General features: G+C 43.2%; 13 protein-coding genes. 6 read left to right on the top strand and 7 right to left on the bottom strand.

Annotated features, from left to right (window positions below):
- Positions 1–303: 303 nt before the first annotated feature.
- Complete coding sequence (locus ACXAH2_RS09110; RefSeq protein WP_475078026.1) at positions 304–1,932, top strand: pectate lyase; 1,629 nt, start codon at positions 304–306, stop codon at positions 1,930–1,932.
- A gap of 66 nt (positions 1,933–1,998) precedes the next feature.
- On the opposite strand, the gene ACXAH2_RS09105 is transcribed toward ACXAH2_RS09110, so the two are convergent.
- Together ACXAH2_RS09105 and gorA are read right to left on the bottom strand one after the other, a co-directional pair.
- On the bottom strand, positions 1,999–2,601 hold the full coding sequence (locus ACXAH2_RS09105) for an outer membrane beta-barrel protein (protein ID WP_475078025.1): 603 nt from the start codon (positions 2,599–2,601) through the stop codon (positions 1,999–2,001).
- A 213-nt stretch (positions 2,602–2,814) separates the two neighbouring features.
- A complete protein-coding gene (gorA, locus tag ACXAH2_RS09100) occupies positions 2,815–4,191 on the bottom strand; it encodes a glutathione-disulfide reductase (RefSeq protein WP_475078023.1) in 1,377 nt (458 codons plus the stop codon).
- A gap of 167 nt (positions 4,192–4,358) precedes the next feature.
- On the opposite strand from gorA, the gene xthA reads away from it, so the two are divergent.
- Entirely contained in the window at positions 4,359–5,168 is an 810-nt protein-coding gene (gene xthA / locus ACXAH2_RS09095; RefSeq protein WP_475078022.1) for an exodeoxyribonuclease III, read from the top strand.
- A 164-nt stretch (positions 5,169–5,332) separates the two neighbouring features.
- Positions 5,333–5,647 (top strand): ArsR/SmtB family transcription factor, encoded by a 315-nt coding sequence (locus ACXAH2_RS09090; RefSeq protein WP_475078020.1) that lies wholly within the window; start codon positions 5,333–5,335, stop codon positions 5,645–5,647.
- A 16-nt stretch (positions 5,648–5,663) separates the two neighbouring features.
- On the opposite strand, the gene ACXAH2_RS09085 is transcribed toward ACXAH2_RS09090, so the two are convergent.
- From ACXAH2_RS09085 to ACXAH2_RS09075, 3 genes are all read right to left on the bottom strand, one after another.
- Positions 5,664–6,362 (bottom strand): alpha/beta fold hydrolase, encoded by a 699-nt coding sequence (locus ACXAH2_RS09085; protein ID WP_475078018.1) that lies wholly within the window; start codon positions 6,360–6,362, stop codon positions 5,664–5,666.
- Positions 6,363–6,383: 21 nt separating this feature from the next.
- Positions 6,384–7,223, bottom strand: coding sequence for a DNA ligase (locus ACXAH2_RS09080; protein ID WP_475078017.1), 840 nt, complete (start codon positions 7,221–7,223; stop codon positions 6,384–6,386).
- Between the two features lie 158 nt (positions 7,224–7,381).
- Positions 7,382–7,555 (bottom strand): hypothetical protein, encoded by a 174-nt coding sequence (locus tag ACXAH2_RS09075; protein ID WP_475078015.1) that lies wholly within the window; start codon positions 7,553–7,555, stop codon positions 7,382–7,384.
- 445 nt (positions 7,556–8,000) lie between these two features.
- Here ACXAH2_RS09075 and ACXAH2_RS09070 point away from each other — a divergent pair, with 445 nt between their 5' ends.
- The gene (locus tag ACXAH2_RS09070) at positions 8,001–8,885 is read left to right on the top strand and encodes a lipase family protein (RefSeq protein ID WP_475078014.1); all 885 of its coding nucleotides are present in this window, start codon (positions 8,001–8,003) and stop codon (positions 8,883–8,885) included.
- A 131-nt stretch (positions 8,886–9,016) separates the two neighbouring features.
- On the opposite strand, the gene ACXAH2_RS09065 is transcribed toward ACXAH2_RS09070, so the two are convergent.
- Positions 9,017–10,945 carry an ATP-binding cassette domain-containing protein gene (locus ACXAH2_RS09065; RefSeq protein WP_475078011.1) on the bottom strand — a complete coding sequence of 643 codons (1,929 nt, stop codon included), beginning with the start codon at positions 10,943–10,945 and terminating at the stop codon, positions 9,017–9,019.
- 621 nt (positions 10,946–11,566) lie between these two features.
- Between ACXAH2_RS09065 and ACXAH2_RS09060 the strand changes: the two genes are divergently transcribed.
- Together ACXAH2_RS09060 and ACXAH2_RS09055 are read left to right on the top strand one after the other, a co-directional pair.
- Complete coding sequence (locus ACXAH2_RS09060; RefSeq protein ID WP_475078010.1) at positions 11,567–12,670, top strand: efflux RND transporter periplasmic adaptor subunit; 1,104 nt, start codon at positions 11,567–11,569, stop codon at positions 12,668–12,670.
- 11 nt (positions 12,671–12,681) lie between these two features.
- Positions 12,682–15,957: an efflux RND transporter permease subunit gene (locus ACXAH2_RS09055; protein ID WP_475078008.1), complete on the top strand. Its 3,276-nt coding sequence runs from the start codon at positions 12,682–12,684 to the stop codon at positions 15,955–15,957.
- 73 nt (positions 15,958–16,030) lie between these two features.
- On the opposite strand, the gene ACXAH2_RS09050 is transcribed toward ACXAH2_RS09055, so the two are convergent.
- Positions 16,031–17,206 (bottom strand): O-succinylhomoserine sulfhydrylase, encoded by a 1,176-nt coding sequence (locus tag ACXAH2_RS09050; protein ID WP_475078007.1) that lies wholly within the window; start codon positions 17,204–17,206, stop codon positions 16,031–16,033.
- Positions 17,207–17,327 lie beyond the last annotated feature (121 nt).

Genomic DNA, 17,327 nt, shown 5'->3' with positions numbered 1-17,327 from the left:
CATGGAATGCTCTTAATTCTTATAACCTGGATTTGGAATGTAATGGATAACGAATAGATTAGAGAAGCGCGAAACGAGAGGCAATCGAAATTAAGCCTAGTGCCATACAGAAAACGCATGCCTCAATCAGAATATAGCTTTATGCAAAAACCGAAATAAGGTACATCAAATATATAATTTTGAAATGGCGTTTTATTTTATAGAAAAGCCAATTGGATTTCGCTACTATTTCATTTATTAGGCTTATAAAAAACTAATCTGATGTAAACGCATGGCAATCAATAAAAATAACAGGACGATATAATGCAAGCTGTACTGGACTATCTTATTCAATACGCCGATACCCTTTTACGTGATTTTCGCGACCCTTATCACGGCACGCCATTGTTTTTTGATGGTTGTGACGCACAAAGCAAACAAGCCGTTTGTTGGAAAAATGTCGATGGTCGAATATGGCAACCCTCTAATATTGCCAGCCAACAAAACCTCTTTCGTTTTTTAGTGGGTCTGTCCAATATCACTCAAGACCCTCAATACAAAGCAGCAGCACAAGACGCCATTCAATGGCATTTTGATCATGCCGATGCCAGCGGCTTGATTCGCTGGGGGGGACATTCTTTTATTGATTTAAAAACCTTGGATTCAGTTGGTCCAGAAAATAAAAACATGGTGCACGAACTCAAACACCATTGCCCCTTTTATGAACTTATGTACGAAACCGATGCAGCAGCAACTCGTAAACTCATTAAAGCCATTTGGAATACTCACGTTACCGATTGGCAGCAGATGGAAATGTCCCGTCATGGTCAATACGGTTTGGATTTCGATGAGTTCAGCTTTTGGGACAAGCCCAAACAAGACAATTTGCCGCCATTACGTGAAATGAAAGGTTTATCTTTCGTGAATATTGGCAACGATTTGGTGTTCAGTGCTGGCATGCTCTACGCCTTAGATAATGATGAAAAAGCCTTATCTTGGGCGGAACATTTAATGAGCCAGTACGTCAACAGTCGTCACCCTGATACTCAACTTGGCTGTTATCAATACAACCAACCTCTCAAAACTGGTGAGGCACCAAGCGACGAACATCACCCGCAATATACCTTTTCTTTTTGGGGTGACAGAGCACAAAGGCAATTCGGTCCAGAATATGGCGATGTTGCCAAAGAAGCTTGGGTATTGTTTAAGGTTGACGAAGAGGCTCTAAATGGCCCAGAAGGCATTTATGGCGACTGCGCTTTGGCTCAAACCTTATTGGCGCGGGAATTGGGCAGTCAGGGCAAACAACTGCTGGATTGGACCACACAAGGGTTAGAAGCCTGGGCCAAATACGCTTACGATGCGACGAGCAATGAAATCAAACCCATGTTTGCCGATGGTAAAGACCTCACCGGACACAAGATCCCACGCTTTGGTTATTATGGTCAACAAGGCCAAGAGTTGATTCGTCGCCCTCTGCCTGTTCATGTCTTCCTTGCCTATGTGACGAACTGGTGTGCATCTCAAAGCCAAGTTCTCTGGCCGACTGTTTGTGCTATGGCTAAGCATTTTGGTCTAGGGGATTGGTCGACATTACAAGCTGAAAACATGGATAAACAAAGCGATCCGCTTTTGCTCTTTGCCTGCCTAGAAATGTATCGCACCACTCAACAGACTTTCTATTTACAAATAGCCGATCAACTGGCGCTCAAGCTATTTGAACAAACCGCGCATCATGGTATGTTTACCCCATCATCTGAACACATCTATTGTCGGTTTGACGACGTAACGCCACTGGCTCTGCTCAGTTGGATCGCCTGTAAAAGTAGCAAGTTTGATCAGGTTCCTGTCTACCGTAGTCGTGGTGGCTACATTCATGGGGACATATTGCTGGATAACGGCAAGGTGAAAAACATCATGGACGTGAAATTCATTTATGGGCAGAAGAAGTAATAAAGAAAAAAGCTCACTCACAAGGCAAGGGGAACAGAGTGAGCTTTAGATCAATCCATGTAGAATTTAGAATTGGTAGCCAATGCCTAATGATATTGTACTAATATCATTATCAGCTTTAGCTTTTGTGTTACTAATATTTAGTTCAGAGCCAATTGATAAAAATGAATAATTTAATGAAACAAATAAATCTTTTTGGATTAGATAGTTTGCTCCAAGACCATAGTACAAGTCACTACTAGAATCCGAAACTTTAAATGAATTCTCTGAACCACTAGAGTCATCACGCTTGAAGTCGAAGTCCCAAAACGCCATACCCGCACGAGCATTTACTGATAATTTTTCATTGATTAAGAATTCTTTTTTGACACCTAATTGGAACGCGGTAGGCGTCATAGTATCTGTAATAGTGTCTCCAAAATTATCAATATGACTGGATGTCGCACTACCAAAGTCATAATATGCAAACTCAGCCGACCAAGACGGAATAAATTCATAACCAAATCGAAACGCTAGAGCCGTATCATCTGCATCCTTTACTGTAAGAGTATCGCTTGATACTGATTGAGAAGACTGCCCCACCAACACTTCGGCGGTAAAAGGCTTATCCGCGGCCATTGCCATAGAAGCCCCTGAAATGGCCAAAACACCCACTAATAGCTTTTTCATATCCTTTAAATCCTTATGCTATTCAAAAAAAGTAAATTTACGTAAACAAAAGTACGTGAAAAGTAAATTGACAATAAAAGTTAGCATTGACAATGTGTTAATGAGATTTTTTGAGGTAAAGCCAATAAAAACGCACTTAACGTCATTATTGGCATCTTAGGAATGAAAGAAAGGAACAAATATGGCCGAGTGAATCGTGCCGTTTTAAGGAGGTTAGTTACGCTGTTTCAGCGATGCTTCCGAGAAGGTCACAAACTCTTCTGCGCTGGTAGGATGAACGCCAACGGTAGCGTCAAAATCCGCTTTGGTCGCACCCGCTTTGATGGCGATCCCCAAACCTTGAATGATTTCACCAGCATAATCCCCCACCATGTGCGCACCAATGACTTTGTCATTGGCGTTGTTTACCAGCAATTTCATTAAAGAGCGCGAGGTACTGGCACTTAAAGTGTGTTTCATGGGGCGGAAATCCGTTTGATAAACACGGAAATCCAACTCTCTGGCTTCGGCTTCTTGTTCGCTCAAGCCCACTTTACCAATGGCTGGTTGACTAAAGACGGCAGTGGGAATGTTATCGTAATCAAAATTGACCGGCTTACCTTCAAACCAATACTCTATCAAGGCCATGGCTTCCTTAATCGCAACCGGAGTCAATTGGATATTGTCGGTCACATCCCCAAGGGCGAATACACTCGGTGCTGAGGTCGTGAAATTACTGTCAATCACCACAGCACCATTTTTACCCGTGATAATATTCGCCTTATCCAGGTCTAACGAATCCACATTGGGAACACGCCCAGTCGCATACAGCACCAGACCAAAGGCCTCGCTGTGGCCATCTTTGAAATGTACTAATCGATCCCCTTTTGGCTGCTGTGGATCCAGCAACTCGATACTGGCAACGTCTGTACTCAAACGCACATCAATGCCCGATTTCTCGTATTCTACGCTAGCAAAATCGCGCACATCCTGATCAAAACCACGTAGCAATTGATCACCGCGATAAGCCAACGCGGTTTTCACGCCTAAGCCATTTAAGATGCCAGCAAATTCCACCGCAATGTAACCACCACCCACCACTAAGGCTTTGCTCGGTAGCGACTCTAAATAGAACATTTCATTAGAACTCACCACCAAATCATTGCCCGTGAACTCAGGAATGAATGGCTTAGCCCCCACCGCAATCAAAATACGCTCTGCGGTATAAGTCTGACCATTGACTTCCACTGTGTGCGCATCCACAAAACGAGCGTAACCCTTTATGAGCTCAACACCGGCATTGTTCAATAAGTTTCCATAAATGCCATTCAATCTTTCAATTTCTTTGGTTTTGTTGTCACGTAACACAGACCAATCAAATGACACGCCTTCGTGCTGCCAACCATAACCTGCCGCTTCTTCAAAACCATGACCAAATTCAGCACCATAAACGAATAATTTCTTTGGCACGCAACCAATATTCACACAAGTGCCACCCAAAGCGCTGCCCTCTGCTACCGCTACCTTGTAACCTTTTGCTGCAGCAACACGGCTGGCTCTAACCCCACCAGAACCCGCACCTATAACAAATAAATCGTATTGATAAGCCATTATGTAATTCTCCAACATTATGCTTTATGAGCGCTTAATATCTATGTCGCCAGTGTAGCAGGGCTAAGATAAAAAGTTCACAACAAACGTGAATTAGACTGAGCTAAAAACAAGAAGACAAGGATGACATCTGATATTATCTAGAAAATTTAGAATGGAAAGACTCTATGAAATTTGTTTCTTTTAATATCAATGGCCTACGCGCCAGACCCCATCAAATTGAAGCGTTAGTTGCGAAACACCAACCTGATGTTATTGGACTGCAGGAAACGAAAGTCCACGATGAAGCGTTTCCTCATAACATTCCTGAGTCCGTTGGCTATCACGCTTATTATTATGGTCAAAAATCCCATTACGGTGTGGCCATCTTCTCTAAACAAGAAGCCATAGAAGTGGAATACGGCTTTCCAGGTGATGAAGAAGACGCTCAGCGCAGGATGATCATCGCCACTTTTGCCACACCACAAGGCAAGGTAAAAGTCATTAATGGTTATTTTCCACAAGGTGAAAGCCGAGACCATGAAACCAAATTCCCTGCCAAACGCAAATTTTATGCAGACTTAATGACTTACTTAGCAACTCATACCCCAGATGAAAAAATCATTGTCATGGGTGATGTCAACATTTCGCCCACTGATCTCGACATAGGCATTGGTGAGAATAATGCCAAACGCTGGTTAAAAACCGGTAAATGTAGCTTTTTGCCAGAAGAAAGAGAATGGTTTAACAGCCTATTAGATTGGGGATTCACTGACACCTATCGTCACCTTAACCCCAATAAAAACGATCGTTTCAGCTGGTTTGATTATCGCTCAAAAGGCTTTGATGATGAACCTAAACGTGGCTTAAGAATCGATGTCATTCTCGCTTCGAAAGGCGTGGCTCCTTTCATACAAGAAACTGATGTTGACTATGAACTGCGTGGGCTTGAAAAGCCTTCAGATCATGCGCCAATATGGACAGAATTTAATCTCTAGACTGAAAAGCAATTTATCACGCCTGTTTGTTTTTTAAACAAAACAAACAGGCGCCGTAATAATTGATGAGAATGACTGTTATTGGTGGCTACCCCCAGATTTATCCACAGAGAGTGTGGATGACTTTACACTAGAGTCAAAGAGACAAAAGTTAGGAAAACGACATGACAAACAACACAATGACGATGCAAGAAATGATTAACCAGTCTGCGCAAGCGGCAGTATTTTTGAAAGCATTAAGTAATGAAAACCGTTTACTCGTTTTGTGTCACCTACTGGAAGGTGAAATGTCCGTCACCGCACTCAATGACAAGCTTCCCTTGAGCCAGTCCGCATTGTCTCAGCATCTTGCTGTATTACGCAAAGACGGTCTGGTCGCAACCAGAAGAGAGTCTCAAACCATTTACTACAGCTTGGGTGATCAAAAAGTCAAAACCTTAATAGAAACCCTTCATACTTTATTTTGCCCAAGTTTATAGTGCATTAAAGCGATATTTACGATGCCATATTGACCAAGGTGGATTCAACAATACTGGCGATTTGCTGCGGGCATTCTAAAGGCAACATATGCCCTGCCTCAGGGATTTCGATATATTGGACCCTATTGCCTTCGTTATACTTTTGCTTATCCTGCTCAGCTAATAAGGCATCTTCACTTCCAGTAATCACAGTTACAGGAAAAGAAGCACACACTATCTCATTCTGCAGATCCGGCCGCTCTAAACTGACCGTTAATTGTTGCACCAATATTTTCTCACCCAAGGCTTTATCCATAGCTTGCATCCATTCAATCAATTCATCTTTTTCAGCTGCATGACGACCTAACATGGCTTGGGCTTTTTTACGTGGCATACCGGAATAACCTTGTTTACGAACCCAATTTAGCGCAACTAGTCTTTGTTGTTTTTCATTCTCAGGTAAGCCAGATGCTAAATTAGAAAGCATTACCAAGCTTTTGATTCGATTGGGAAAACGCAAAGCAAAAGCGGCTGCCAAATAGCCTCCCATGGAAAAGCCCAGTAAATGAAAAGGTGTCTCTGGTAGGGATTCTGCCAATTCAGACAATATGTCGTCCATAGAAGACGCAACCGGTATGGCTTGGTGAAATATGTTCACATCATTAAGAAGGCTTTGTAGAGGTTTCCATAGGCTTTCATCACACATGGTACCAGGTAAACAATAAAGATCTATCACACTTCTCACTTACTTCATGCATCAATATGTTGAATATCTTAACCGCTGAAATACCGCAAAGCGAGGTATACCTCGATCTGTTAAACCACTGTGTTTGTAGATCACACAATCACCCACTTTAGGAGGATTCGCCCTTTCTTGATCTGTAAAACCACTGCCAATTTTAAACCTTAGGCCGGATGGCATCTCCACCAATACAGACCCCATCATGCCTTCATATTTTCCTTGTCCTGCCAATATCGCAACGACTTTGGCTTCATTTTCTTCATAAGGTTTGAGTTTCAGTAAATTGTCTGAACGACCGCTTTCAAAAACGGCCATTTTACGATGTAACATGAGGCCTTCAGCACCATCGGCCACATATCGATCCAAATGCTCATAAAGCTCTTTAATTGTCTGCACCGTGAAGTGCTCAACAGGCACAACATGAGGCAAATTAAGGTGTTCTAGTATTCGTTTGTAACGCGCATACCTTTCTTCAAAGGTTAAATTACGTTCTCGATCTGGCGCATCGAAGATCATATATTGGATATGTTGCCATTCTTGATCTACTGGCTGTTTCTTGCGAACGATAGACATAATGCCTGAAAAATCATTGCGTTGCGTCCATAGCTCGCCATCTAACCAGATATTTGGCAACTTATCTGTAAACCAACTTGGCGCATTAATGGGATTACCTTGACGGCTAATCAACTCGCTCCCTGTCCATATCGCACGAATTCCATCAAACTTTTCACTCACTAAATATTCGCGGACATCAACATCGTCTTCAAATACAGTGGCCAGCTGAACTGGCGTTTGTGCGAATGCGAGGTAAGGCAGGCTGAAACACAGCCAGATCAAAAAGCGTCTTACTAACATATCTCACTCCTTGAGAAAATATAGAAGGCTAAACTAAAGAATTTGCGTTGTCTCAGCAAATCCTAACAAAAAATCAGGAAAGATAGAAATGATTAGCAGACATAAAAAAACCAAGCAGAATTGCTTGGTTTTATAGAATTTAGTTTCGCTGTCCAGTATTAGGCAGCAGATTGACGACCAAATTGGACGGCGTCTTTGATACCAAAACGAGAAATACCTAGCTCTGCCAATTCACGATCAGAATACGATTCCAATTCATTGATGGCCTGCTGAGTATCAGCGTCAGATTTTTTTACGAACAATGATACGAACAAAGAAATTAGTTTAGTCATAGCGAGCCTCATAAGATTCATTAATTTAAAAATCTTGACCCCAATTGCTTTGGAAAGTGATGTCTTTCGAGCGTTTGACAAGGTTCGTTTTAGGCTGCCGGATAGGCAAATTGTTATTTTTCTGAGGCTTTATCGAACACTTGACAATGGTATGTGGTAAAATTACCACTTGGTCAAGTTATGTATAGATTAAAATCTAATCAGAAAAAAGTCTAGTCCTCTAGCGCTTAAATTCGACTTATTTTCCATACTTTTTCTTTATATAAAATATGACGAATCATTGATTAAACTTCTATTCCTTCTCATTGCTCCATTTCCCCGGCCAACGAGCCAAAAGTCACGCTTAAAAACCACCAAGAAAAAAACACTAAAGGTCATACAAGGCTGTTGCTGGATCCTTATTTCCAGTAAGCTTGCCAGATGTTTGTCCAACCAGCCTTTAACCATGTTAGCACGCCATTTTTTTATTATTTTCTGCTTTCTCATTCCCCTATTTTTGTTGCAAAAAGCCTATGCACAAAGCCACTTCAAACAACTCTCTCAGTTTGCCAAATTGTCGTCTGATACTTATATTGAAAGGCTGGCTGAAAATGAACTAAGCGATACGCTTAATCAACAGGGTCAGCAGCTGATCCATCAGGCGATTTTACCGAATTCTAATGTACTGTATTTTTTGTCACAGAATGAACAAGCGCAAACTCTCGCCATTCGCGGCACCGCTAACCTCAATAATGTCCTGATAGATTTAACCCTATCCTTACAACTTGACCAAGAATTAGGCATTAAATTGCATACTGGCTTTGCTAAAGCAGCGCAACAAGTATTACAAGATGTTCGTCCTTACTTAGACAATAATAAACCGCTCGCCATCACGGGACACAGTTTAGGCGGCGCCATTGCTGTGGTATTGGCTATGTATTTAGAAACAGAAGGCTATCCTATTCAATCTGTGGTGACCTTTGGTCAACCTAAGGTCACCAACGTCTCGGGGGCAAAAAAGTACGCAGATATGCCGTTGCTTCGCATCGTCACAGAACAAGACATAGTACCTTTGATCCCTCCGATAAGCCCACTGCAAATCAAAGATTTGGACATTTTTTGGCACATGGGAAAAGAGATCATTTTATTGGGCGAGCATCAATTTTCAGTAACAAGTGGCATCAAGAGCGCATTGCGAGCAACTAAGTTTAGCAATCAATTGCCGAGCGAAGCCAACCTTCGTGCCCACCAAATAAGCCGATATGTACACTTACTTGAGGCATTGAGCACAAAAGAAGAGGAAGTGCCTTACCAGATGGACATTAACCTATTTGGCATTTCCATTGATTAAGGCTTTCTATCTCAACTTAATCCGATTCACAACTTATCACTGAGTCACCTTAAGTTTAGTGACGAATAAATGGATCAAAATACTGCAATAAGCAGCATACATGACACGGCCTGGATTTGGTGAGCCATTTCTTATCCGTTTTGCATGTCTTCCAATTCCAGCCAGCGCTCCATCGTGGACTCAAGCTCTTGTTCTTTCTCGGCCATTTTTGTCAAGGTATCCTGTACCTTCTGCGCATCACCGGTATAAAAATCTGCGGCACTGGTGATTGCTTGAAAGCTCTCCAGTTCTGCTTCTAACGCCGCAATCGTGTCTGGCATGGCATCAAACTCACGCTGTAGTTTGTAACTTAGTTTGGTCTTCGTCTTAGCTAACTTGTCATTAGTTGATGTATTCGCTTTAGGTTCCGTATCTGGCTTATTGGTTTTTTCAGCCACTTTCGTGTGCGAAGTTTGAGACGTGGATTCCGTTGGGAATTTGCCGCCTTGACGAATCCAGTCTTGATAACCACCCACGTATTCATTAACACGACCTTCCCCTTCAAATGCGATCACACTGGTCACCACATTATCTAAGAAAGCACGGTCGTGACTGACTAACAACAAGGTGCCATCGTAATTCATCAAGAGCTCTTCCAATAACTCAAGGGTTTCCACATCAAGATCATTAGTCGGTTCATCCATCACCAATAAGTTGGCAGGCTTAGTAAAGAGCTTGGCCAATAACACTCGGTTACGCTCACCACCAGACAAGGCTTTCACTGGTGTTCGAGCACGTTCTGGCGGGAACAAAAAATCCCCTAAATAGCCTATAACGTGTTTCGTATTGCCATTTATTTCTACCGTATCCTTACCTTCACCAACGTTTTCAGCAACTGTCTTTTCTGGATCCAACTGTTCACGCAACTGATCAAAATAAGCGACGTTCAGTTTCGTACCTTGGCGAACGCTACCAGAGCTTGGCGTCAAATCCCCTAATAAAATCTTTAAAAAGGTACTCTTACCGCAACCGTTTGGTCCGATCAGGCCAATGCGATCACCACGATTAACGACAAAATCCATGGCTTGCAATATCACTTTGTCTTCAAAGGCATGGCTCACTTGAGTGAATTCCGTCACCAACTTGCCTGACTTTTCTTTACTCTCAATTGTCATCTTGGCATTGCCTTGACGATTGATGCGTTCAGATCGCTCGACGCGCATGGCTTTTAAGGCTCTGACTCGGCCTTCATTTCGGGTTCTACGGGCTTTGATACCTTGACGAATCCACACTTCTTCTTCAGCAAGGCGTTTATCAAACAAGGCATTGGCGCGCTCTTCTTCTTCCAGCAATTTGTCTTTGTAAATCAAAAACTCATCCATACTGCCTTTATACGACAGCATATTGCCACGATCTAGCTCCACAATACGGTTAGCCAGTTTTTCAAGGAAGCGACGGTCGTGGGTAATGAACAAGATCAAACCGCGGAACTGCAATAATTGTTGTTCCATCCATTCAATTGTTGGCACATCCAAATGGTTGGTTGGCTCATCCAGTAGTAATACATCTGGCGCAGAGATAAGTGCTTGCGCCAAGATAACGCGACGACGCCAGCCTCCGGACAACTCCGACATTAATTTATCAGCCGGTAAAGCCAAACGCTGAATCATGTGATTAACCCGTTGCTCAAGATCCCAACCTTGTAAGCGATCAAGTTCATTTTGAATCTGACTTAACTCATCAGAGTGATCCTGGCTAGTGTCTTCCAACAATGCAAAATAGCGGGTCATTAATTCATGCACTTCGCCTGCGCCTTCGCTGACTACCTGACGCACACTTTTGTGATTAGCCTCTGGCAACTCTTGGGGCAGTTGCGCGATACGCATACCGCTTTCTAAACGCACCACACCTTCATCAGGAATTTGCTCACCTGAGACGACTTTTAAAAAGGTGGATTTGCCAGCACCATTACGACCAATAATGGCAACTCGCTCACCGGCTTCGGCAGAAAAATTGATTTTTGACAGCAGTGGATTATGCCCAAAGGCAACACTAACCTGTTCTAATGACAATAGACTCATATATGTCCAATTCTAATGAGGGTAATTTGTGGGCGCTATCATAGCACTCCTCAATGAGAAGGTTTAGTTAAAAACCAACAAGTCATACAACAAGCCTTAAAGAGAAAGTGAATCAGTCTTCTCTGAAAAACAGCCTATAAGGAAAAAACTATCCTCCTTTTCGTTCAATGATTGTCAATTAGGAAATTAAAGGTGGCCCTTAAAAAATGCTGGGGAAGCGGCCTTAACATAGATGCAAAAATTCCCTGCTAAACTAGGAAAAGCTGATCTAATAAAGCCATATACGCATTCTCAATGCATATTTTTTAAATTTTTTCAGCGCTAGACATCTTACTTTGAAAGGACGGACAGAATTTACTCGCTTTATATAGAACAAATGTATACCTAAAATATCTTTTCCATATATTATTGTATCGTTGCAACTTATGGGAGAAATGCCAAGGACATGCCAGTTCTGATGAAGTAATGTTAGTTCAAGACATTGTTCTTATCGAAGCGGTGGATAGATACGATATCTTTACTATGATAGTAACTGTTTGGCTCTTTTCGTTGGCACTTATCGCAATCAGTTTTTTCGCAACCATTGTGGACCACAAAATAAAAAAATGTATGGAGTGATACATGGAGTTAAAAAGTAAAGCGGGGATGATCACAGCACTTTCTGTCGCTGGTGCTCTTGTTGCTTGGATGACGCTAGGTGGAAAGGGCATCACTTCAAGTCCTGACCAAACAAAGGTTTCGCAAGAAAGCATTGTCACCAGTACTAGTCAGGAACAGGAAAGCAAACTCGCTTACTCAGTTCAAGCCAAAACCCTTAGTGCTCAAATAATAGAGATTCATCTTCCACTAAGCGGTCAAACCATGGCCAACGACACTTTGGTGTTGACCAACAATTATCCGGGCAAGATAATGCGCCTCAATGTTAAAAAAGGCGATTTGGTCACTCAAGATCAAAGTGTTTTAGAAATCGACTCGCGCACTCTGACCAGCCAAATTGAACAAGCTAAGCTGTTAACACAACAAAGAGAGCTTGAACTCGATGGGGTGAAAAAACTCAATGCAGGTAACCTCAGTTCTAAAGTAAATTTGGCCCAAGCACAAACCAATCTGGCTTCTGCAAAAGCCAATTTACAAAGCTTGCTCGTAGATTTGGAAGATGCCAACTTAAAAGCCCCTTTTACTGGCATTATCAACACATTAGATGTAAAACAGGGGCAAGTGTTATCATTAGGATCACAGGTCGCCACCTTGGTAGCCCTGAATCCGATCAAAATAAGCGTCAATATACCGCAAAATAAAATCCAGCAAATTCAACTTGGTACGATAGGCAAGGTTCAGTTGGAGTCGGGTTACCAAGCCGAAGGCTCTGTGTCTTTTATCAGCGCCATGGCCAACGAATCTAGCCGTACCGTGCAAGTGGAAATGGAAGTACCAAACCCTGACAATAAAATCGCCGCGGGATTAACCGCCAGCGTGGATTTTGTCTTAGAAAAACAAAAAGCGCATGCTTTCTCGCCAGCCTTGTTGACGTTGGATGAATCAGGTCATACGGCTGTAAAAGTCATTGACATCGACAATAAGGTAAAGATGATTCCCGTGGTGATTGTGAAATCAGAACGTGATCAAGTGTGGGTCAAAGGTCTGCCAAACAACATCAATATCATTACCGTCGGTCAAGGTTTTGTCGCCGTTGGTGATACGGTTGACGCACACTATCAAAACTAAGGAGGCGAGCGATGCAAACTCTTATTGAAGCCGCCTTAGCGCGTTCTCGTACCGTGCTGATGTTTTTTGTCTTATTGCTCATTATGGGTACGGTTTCCTATATTGAAATTCCCAAGGAAAGTGACCCAGATATCACTATTCCCATGGCCTATGTGTCTGTTTCTTTGGATGGTATCTCCCCAGAAGACGCTGACAGCCTTCTGGTTCATCCTTTGGAAAAAGAACTACAAGGTCTAGAAGGATTAAAAGAACTCAAGTCAACGGCCTCAGAAAGTCATGCCTCTATCGTGTTGGAATTTGAGTCAGGGGTTGATATTGACCAAGCCATCAGTGACACACGAGACAAAGTTGACCGAGCCAAAAGCGAGCTACCTGAAGACGCTGATGAGCCGACCGTTACCGAAATCAATTTATCCACTTTCCCTGTAATACGCGTCAATCTATCTGGTAATGTGGATTTTGCCACCTTAAGTCGAACCGCACAGCACTTGCAGGATTCCATTGAAGCCATTGACGGCGTGTTAGAAGCCAGTATCAGCGGCGACCGTGATCAGCAAGCACAGATTATTGTGCGCCCAGAACAATTAGAAACCTATAACCTTTCATTAACGGAAGTAGCGAATTTTGTTTCAGGCAATAATCGCCTGGTAGCGGCTGGTAATTTGGATACGGGAGCGGGTCGCTTTTCTCTAAAAGTACCCGGTTTATTAAAAACCAAAGAAGACATTCTTAATCTGCCCGTAAAAGTGGATGGCGACCAAGTCGTTTTGTTAGGCGATATCGCCACAGGCGAACTGACCTTTGAAGACCCCAATAGTTACGCCCGAGTGAATGGTAAACGAAGCATTACTCTTGGCGTATCTAAGCGCGTGGGGGTCAATATTATTGAAACCATTGAATCAGTAAAAGCGGTTGTTGAACAAGAAAGTCAAAGCTGGCCTGACGGTGTCGAATACAGCCTGACAGGCGATAAATCGGTCGACATAGAAACCTCATTAAACGACTTATTTAATAACGTCCTTGCCGCAACCTTACTGGTAATGATTGTCATCGTTTGGGCGCTTGGAATTCGCAGTGCTGTTTTAGTTGGCTTGGCCATTCCGGGGGCCTTTTTAACTGGCATTTTACTGCTTAATATTCAAGGCTTTACCATTAATATAGTGGTGTTATTCGCATTGATCTTAAGTGTCGGCATGTTGGTTGACGGCGCTATTGTTGTCACCGAATACGCTGATAGAAAACTGGCCGAAGGCGCTTCCAAACGCCAAGCTTACAGTGAAGCAGCAAAACGAATGGCTTGGCCCATTACCGCGTCCACTGCGACCACATTAGCGGTATTCATGCCATTATTATTCTGGCCAGATATTGTTGGTGAATTCATGCGCTTTATGCCCATCACCATCATTGCGACCCTGTCCTCTTCATTAATCATGGCCTTAATCGTACTTCCCACGATCGGTTCCATCATAGGTAAAAAAGGCGCATACAGTGATAAAACCATGCATACTTTGCGTATCACTGAAACGGGCAACCTTGGCGATCTGAAAGGCTTCACAGGTCTATACGGACGCGTACTAACTCGTCTAGTGGAGTACCCTATCTGGGTGTTGTTGTTTACCATTACCCTACTGTTTTGCGTTTTAGCAGGTTACGGTAAGTTTGGTAAAGGGGTGGAGTTCTTCCCGGACGTGGAACCTGAATCTGCCAACCTTGATATTCGTGCACGTGGTGATCTTTCCCTAGATGAAAAAGACGTCTTGGTCAAACAGGTTGAAGCTCAAATCCTCGGCACACCAGAACTAAAGAGTGTCGTTGCACAATCTTATGCCACCCCTGGCAATAATTCTGCCCCTGACAGTATCGGTTCAATATCAATGGAGTTTATTGATTGGTATGAGCGCCCTTCTGCAAGCATCATTCTGGATCAAATTCGCGATCAGACGAAACAAATTCCTGGTATCGAAGTCAGTGCGGAAAAAGAACAAGGTGGTCCACAATCTGGTGCAGATATTCAACTACAGCTCAGCTCCAGCTATTCTGAAGCGCTCAATCAAGCGGCCAACCAGATCTCCAAAGAACTGTTACAACGCGATGAAATTGTCACGGTCAGTGACGATAGATCCTTACCCGGTATTGAATGGCGCATTGACATAAACAGAGAAGAAGCCAGTCGCTACGGAGTAGACGTAAACAGCCTAGGGAATGTGATTAAGCTGGTGACCACAGGCATTACTTTGAGTGATTTTTTACCGGAAGGTGCAGATGACAAAATTGATATTATTCTGCGCTACCCAGTGAATCAGCGCAACCTTGAGCAATTGGATCAATTACAGATTCCAACTAACCAAGGCAGTATTCCGGCCAGCAACTTTATTAAACGTTATGCCGCCCCAAAACAAGGTGTGGTGAATCGTACCGAGGGTAAGAAAACCATTACCATAGAGGCGGATGTTGTCGATGGCCTGGTGGTGGATGAAGTAATCAAGCAGATTAAAGCTAAATTGGATGCATCTGATTTAGGAGAGACAGTGGATTATGAATTTCGCGGTAATACGGAAGAACAACAAAAATCCATGGTTTTCTTAACCAAAGCCTTTGGTGTGGCCTTTTTTATCATGGCGATCATTCTAGTCACTCAATTTAATAACTTCTTCCAATGCTTGTTGATATTAAGTGCAGTCATTTTCTCTACCATGGGGGTATTTATTGGTCTTATGCTCAAAGGACAACCTTTTGGCGTCGTCATGAGTGGTGTCGGTGTTATTGCGTTAGCGGGTATCGTGGTAAACAATAATATCGTCTTAATCGATACTTTTAATGGCCTACGTAAGCAAGGTATGAAGGTACGTGAAGCGGCCATTCGAACGGGAGTTCAACGTCTACGCCCCGTCATTTTGACGACCATTACTACCATTCTTGGTTTAGTCCCTATGGTGTTTCAATTAAACATTGATTTAGTGAATCAAGCATTGAGCATTGGAGCCCCTTCTGCTCAGTGGTGGACGCAGCTTTCCACCGCCATTGCGGGTGGTTTAACCTTTGCCACACCACTGACCTTGATTCTAACCCCCTGCTTACTGGTACTGGGATATCGTCGCAAAGAACGCAAACAGCAAGAAGTCTTGTTGGCTGCAGAAACGATTGCAAGTGATGCAACAGAAGCGGATTCCCATCAGCAGCAAGCACAAGCTTCCTACAGATTACAAACATCGCCTTTTTCCGATCAAAGCTTGACGGTAAATGACTCCACTAAGGGCGATGGTAAACCCTCTCACTTAGATCCATAAGCATCGAAGGTTATGAGTTTCCATTAAAAAAGGGGCTTAGCAAAACGCTAAGCCCCTTTTCTGTTTTAAGATATTAAATCAATTGAGCCAACGCCGCCTCGACGTCTGCAATGATGTCATCAATGTCTTCAAGGCCAACAGAAACACGCACTAGACCTTCCTTAATGCCCGCCTGCGCTTTTTCTTCATCGGTCAAGCGTCCATGTGTGGTTGTTGCTGGGTGCGTTACTAGAGTCTTACTATCGCCCAAGTTGCCCGTGATGGACATAAGCTTAACGCCATTAATAAAACCCCAAGCCGCCTCACGACCGCCAGCCAATTCGAAAGACAACAAACCACCAAAGTCTTTTTGCTGTTGCTTCGCTAACTCATGGTATTTGTGATTTGGCAAACCGCCGTAATTCACTTTTAACACCTTAGGATGCGCTGCTAAATATTCAGCCAGTTTCAATGCATTCGCAGAATGGGCTGTCATTCGCAAAGACAAGGTTTCCAAACCATTCAACAACACCCAAGCATTAAATGGGCTCATGCAAGGCCCAGCACTGCGCATGAAAGCAGTGAAGACATCAACAATGTCTTGACTGGCAATCAAAGCACCACCAAGACAACGACCTTGTCCATCAATAAACTTAGTGGCTGACTGCATTACGATATCGGCTCCCTGGGTGAGAGGATTCTGCAAGGCTGGCGTGGCCAATACCGTGTCCACACACAAGAGCGCACCTTTGTCATGGGCCAATTGAGCCACTTTGGCCACATCCACTACTTCATATAATGGATTTGATGGGGTTTCAAAGTAGCACAAACGGGTTTTGTCATTGATCGCAGCTTGCCATGCATCATAATCCGTCGCATCAACGTACACGACTTCAACACCAAACTTAGTCGTATAAGTATTAAAAAATTTCACCGTTGAACCAAAAATATTGCGCGAACAAACCACGCGATCACCAGCACTCAATAGGCTGTATGCCATGGTCATTAATGCCGCCATACCCGAACTGGTGGCTATGGCCGCTTCGCCCTTTTCTAAGGCCGCTAAACGTTTTTCAAAAAGTTCTACCGTCGGGTTAGTAAATCGCGAATACACATTGCCATCATCCTCACCAGAAAACTTACCCGCCGCTTCTTCAGCACTGGCATAGGCAAAGCTTGAAGTGACAAAAATCGCTTCGCTGTTTTCTTGCTCTTGGGTTTGACGCGCTCCCGCATGTATCGCATTCGTTGCGTCTTTATAAGCTGACATTTTGTTCTCCAACAACCTATCTAAAACTGTCTCAAATTAAGGATTTAACATCACTAGTCTAAATCGACTCACTCTCACACTCTACAAAAAATTAAGCCAGGACGAACCTGGCTTAATGACA

This window comes from Marinomonas sp. ABL3_031 (genome assembly GCF_056161265.1).
The sequence above is the reverse complement of the archived record's forward strand: the minus strand, read 5'-3'. Positions and strand labels throughout refer to the sequence as shown.